Source organism: Anaeromyxobacter oryzisoli (genome assembly GCF_022690765.1).
Lineage (GTDB): Bacteria > Myxococcota > Myxococcia > Myxococcales > Anaeromyxobacteraceae > Anaeromyxobacter > Anaeromyxobacter oryzisoli.
Map to the genome: position 1 here is coordinate 1 of NZ_JALCZA010000150.1, position 3649 is coordinate 3649.

2 protein-coding genes are annotated in these 3649 nt (G+C 73.3%); both read right to left on the bottom strand.

The features are described 5' to 3' along the window. Positions 1-3212: type I polyketide synthase (locus MNZ27_RS22950; RefSeq protein ID WP_242396391.1), on the bottom strand; the 3212-nt coding region annotated here is incomplete at its 3' end. Further along, positions 3209-3649, bottom strand: a 441-nt coding sequence (locus MNZ27_RS22955) for an acyl carrier protein (protein WP_242396392.1), incomplete at its 5' end; no start/stop codon positions are given. The genes MNZ27_RS22955 and MNZ27_RS22950, both read right to left, overlap by 4 nt.

Sequence of the window (3649 nt, forward strand, 5' to 3'; positions counted from 1 at the left end):
GGAAGGGGGGAAGCACCCTCGGGCGGCCAGGTGCGGAGGTCGAAGGGAGCGGAGGGGGCGGCGGGGCCGAGGAGGCCGGTGGCGTGGCAGGTCCACGAGAGGGCGTCCTCGGGGCGTGCGTGCAGGGCGAGCCGCCTGCGCCCGGTCTCGTCGGGAGGGGCGACGGACACCTGCAAGAGGACGGCGCCGTGCGCGGGGAGCGCGAGGGGCGCCTCGACGGTGAGGTCCTCGACGCGATCGAGGCCGACGCGGTGAGCGGCGGCGAGGGCGAGCTCGAGGAAGGCGGAGCCGGGGAGGAGGACGTTGCCGAAGAGCGCGTACCCGGCGAGCCACGGGTGGTCGGCGAGGGCGACGCGGCCGGTGAGGAGGAGACCTTCGCTCTCGGCGAGGGGGACCGCGACGCCGAGCAGCGGGTGCTCGGCGGCGCTCAGCCCCGCGGCGGCGAAGTCCGTCGCCCCGCCCTGGGAGGCCTCGACCCAGAACCGCTCCCGCTGGAACGGATAGGTCGGCAGCTCCACGCGCCGCGGCGCGAGCGGCGCGAACGACGCCGCCCAGTCCGGATCGTGACCATGGGTGTACAGCTCGCCGAGGGAGAGGAGGACGCGTCCGAGGTCGCCTTCGCCCCGCCGGAGCGACCCGACCACCGCGGCAGGAACCGAGGTCGCCTCGATCGTCTCCTGCAATGCCACCGTGAGCGCAGGGTGCGGGCTCACCTCGACGAAGAAGCGGTGCCCATCGGCGAGGAGCTCGCGGGACGCCGCCTCGAAGCGGACGGTCTGCCTGAGGTTCCGGTACCAGTAGGTCGGGTCGAGCGCGACCTCGTCGAGCTTCGCGCCGGTCACCGTGGAGTAGAGCGGGATCTCCGGGCGGCGCGGTTCGATGCCGGCCAGGGAAGCGAGGACGTCGCCGGCGACGCTCTCGATCTGCGCGCAGTGCGAGGCGTAGTCGACGCGGACCTTGCGGCCGAAGATCTGCGCCGCCGCCAGCTCCTCCAACAGCGCGTCGACGGCGTCCGCGTCGCCGGAGACGACGGTGGAGTGAGGGCTGTTGATCGCCGCGACGGAGAGCCGGTCCGCGAAGCGCTCCAGGCGTCCCTCGGCCTCGGCCGCGGGGAGATCCACCACCGCCATCGCTCCCCGCCCCGCGAGGCGCGTGAGCGCTCGGCTGCGCAAAGCCACCACCTTCGCCGCGTCCTCGAGCGACAGTGCGCCGGCGACGCAGGCGGCGGCGATCTCGCCCTGGCTGTGGCCGACGACGGCGTCGGGACGGACCCCCATCGAGCGCCACAGGGCAGCCAGCGAGACCATCACGGCGAAGAGCACGGGCTGGACCACGTCCAGCCGGTCCACCGGCGGCGCGCCGTCTTCTCCACGAAGCACCGCGAGGAGCGACCAGTCGACGTGCGGCGAGAGGGCGCGTGCGCAGGCCTCGAGCTGCTCGCGGAAGATCGAGGACGTCTCGAGGAGCGGCCGCGCCATCTCGGCCCACTGGGAGCCCTGCCCGGGGAAGACGAAGACGAGCTTCCCCTCGTCGGCCCCCTGGACGACCACCGCGTTCTCGGGCGGGGTGCCCTGGGCCAGCGCGGCGAGGCCGTCGAGCAGGTCGCGGCGGTCGCGCGCCACGAGCGCCGCGCGCCGCGGGAAGTGGGTGCGAGAGGACGCGAGGGAGAAGGCGAGGTCCGGGAGCTCGAGCTCGGGGTGGGAGACGACGTGCGCGCGCAGTCGGTCGGCCTGGGCCCTCAGCGACGGCTCGCTCCTGGCGGACAGCACGAAGGGCAGCGCCGGCGCCGGAGGTCGCGCCGGAGCCGTCTCGGCTTGGGGCTCGTCGGGGGGCGCCTCCTCCACGATCACGTGGGCGTTGGTGCCCGAGACCCCGAAGGCGGACACGCCGGCACGGCGCGGATGCCCGTTGCGCGGCCAGGGGGCCGATTCGGCGAGGAGGCGGACGGTGCCGGGTGACCAGTCCACGTGTGGGGAGGGCTCGTCGGCGTGCAGGGTCTTGGGGAGGATCCCGTGCTGGAGCGCCAGCACGATCTTGATGACGCTGGCGACGCCGGCGGCGGCCTGGGCGTGCCCGAGGTTGGACTTCAGGGAGCCCAGCCAGAGCGGGTGATCCTTCGAATGGCCCTGGCCATAGGTGGCGAGCAGGGCCTGGGCCTCGATGGGATCGCCGAGCTGGGTCCCCGTGCCATGGGCCTCGACGGCGTCGACGTCGCCCGGCGAGAGCCGGGCGTTCTGCAGCGCCTGCAGGATGACCCGCTGTTGAGATGGGCCGTTCGGGGCCGTGAGGCCCTGACTCCTCCCGTCCTGATTGACCGCAGAGCCGCGGATCACGGCGAGGACCGGGTGACGACTCTGTCTGGCGTCGGAGAGGCGCTCGAGGAGGAGGACCCCCGCCCCTTCCGCCCAGCCCGTTCCGTTGGCCTGCGCGGAGAACGACCTGCACCGCCCGTCGGGCGAGAGCGCGCGCAGCCGGCTGAACTCCACGAACATGCCGGGGGTCGTCATGACCGTGACCCCGCCCGTGAGCGCCACGGAGCACTCGCCCTGGCGAAGTGACTGGCAGGCGAGGTGGAGGGCGACGAGGGAGGAGGAGCACGCGGTGTCCACCGTGACCGCGGGTCCCTCGAGCCCGAGCGTGTAGGCGATCCGCCCCGACGCGACGCTGCCGGCGCTGCCGGTGCCGAGGTACCCCTCCAGCTCCCCGGGCGCGTGCGCCAGCCGCGTCCCGTAGTCGTTGTAGGCGACGCCGACGAAGACCCCGCCCCTGCTGCCCCGCAGGGAGTCGGGGACGATGCCGGCGCGCTCGAGGGCCTCCCAGGAGAGCTCGAGCAGGAGCCGCTGCTGAGGGTCCATGGCGAGGGCTTCGCGCGGGCTGATGCCGAAGAAGTCGGCGTCGAACTGGGCGACGTCGCGAAGGAACCCTCCCGCGCGCGCGTAGCACTTGCCCTTCGCGTCCGGGTCGGGGTCGTAGAGCTGTTCGAGCTTCCAGCCGCGGTCCGCAGGGAGGGCCGAGATGGCGTCGGCGCCGTCGACGAGCAGTCGCCACAGCTCCTCCGGCGCCCGGGCGCCGCCCGGGAGACGGCAGCTCATCGCCACCACGGCGATGGGCTCGCATGCCTTCTCCTCGAGCTCGTTCAGGCGCCGCCGGTACTGGTGCAGCTCGAGCACCGCGCGCTCGAAGTACTCCCGGAGGTTCGGCTCGGCGCTCATCGATCACCTCGGCTGCTGAAGTCTCGATCGAACAGCTTGAACAGCTCCTTGTCGGTGGCGGACCGGAGCTTGGTCGCCAGATCGGAGTCGACCGGCGTGTCTCCAGGATCGGTCCACCTCGAGAGCAGGGCCTGCAGGCGCTCCGTGAGGCGGGGGCGCAGCGCCTCGTTCTCGTACATCGTCGAGAGGGCGACCTCGAGCCGCTCGACCTCGGAGTGGACCTGCTGGTCCACCCGGACCTCGCCCTGGAGGATCCGCTTCCGGAACAGCGCGGTGAGCGCGGAAGGGGTGGGATGGTCGAACAGGAGGGTCACCGGCAAGGGGAGGCCGGTGGCGGAGGCGAGGCGGTTGCGGAGCTGGACGGCCATGAGGGAGTCGAGGCCGAGCTCGAGGAGGGGGCGGTCGGCGGGGATGGAGGCAGGGGACTTGCGGGCGAG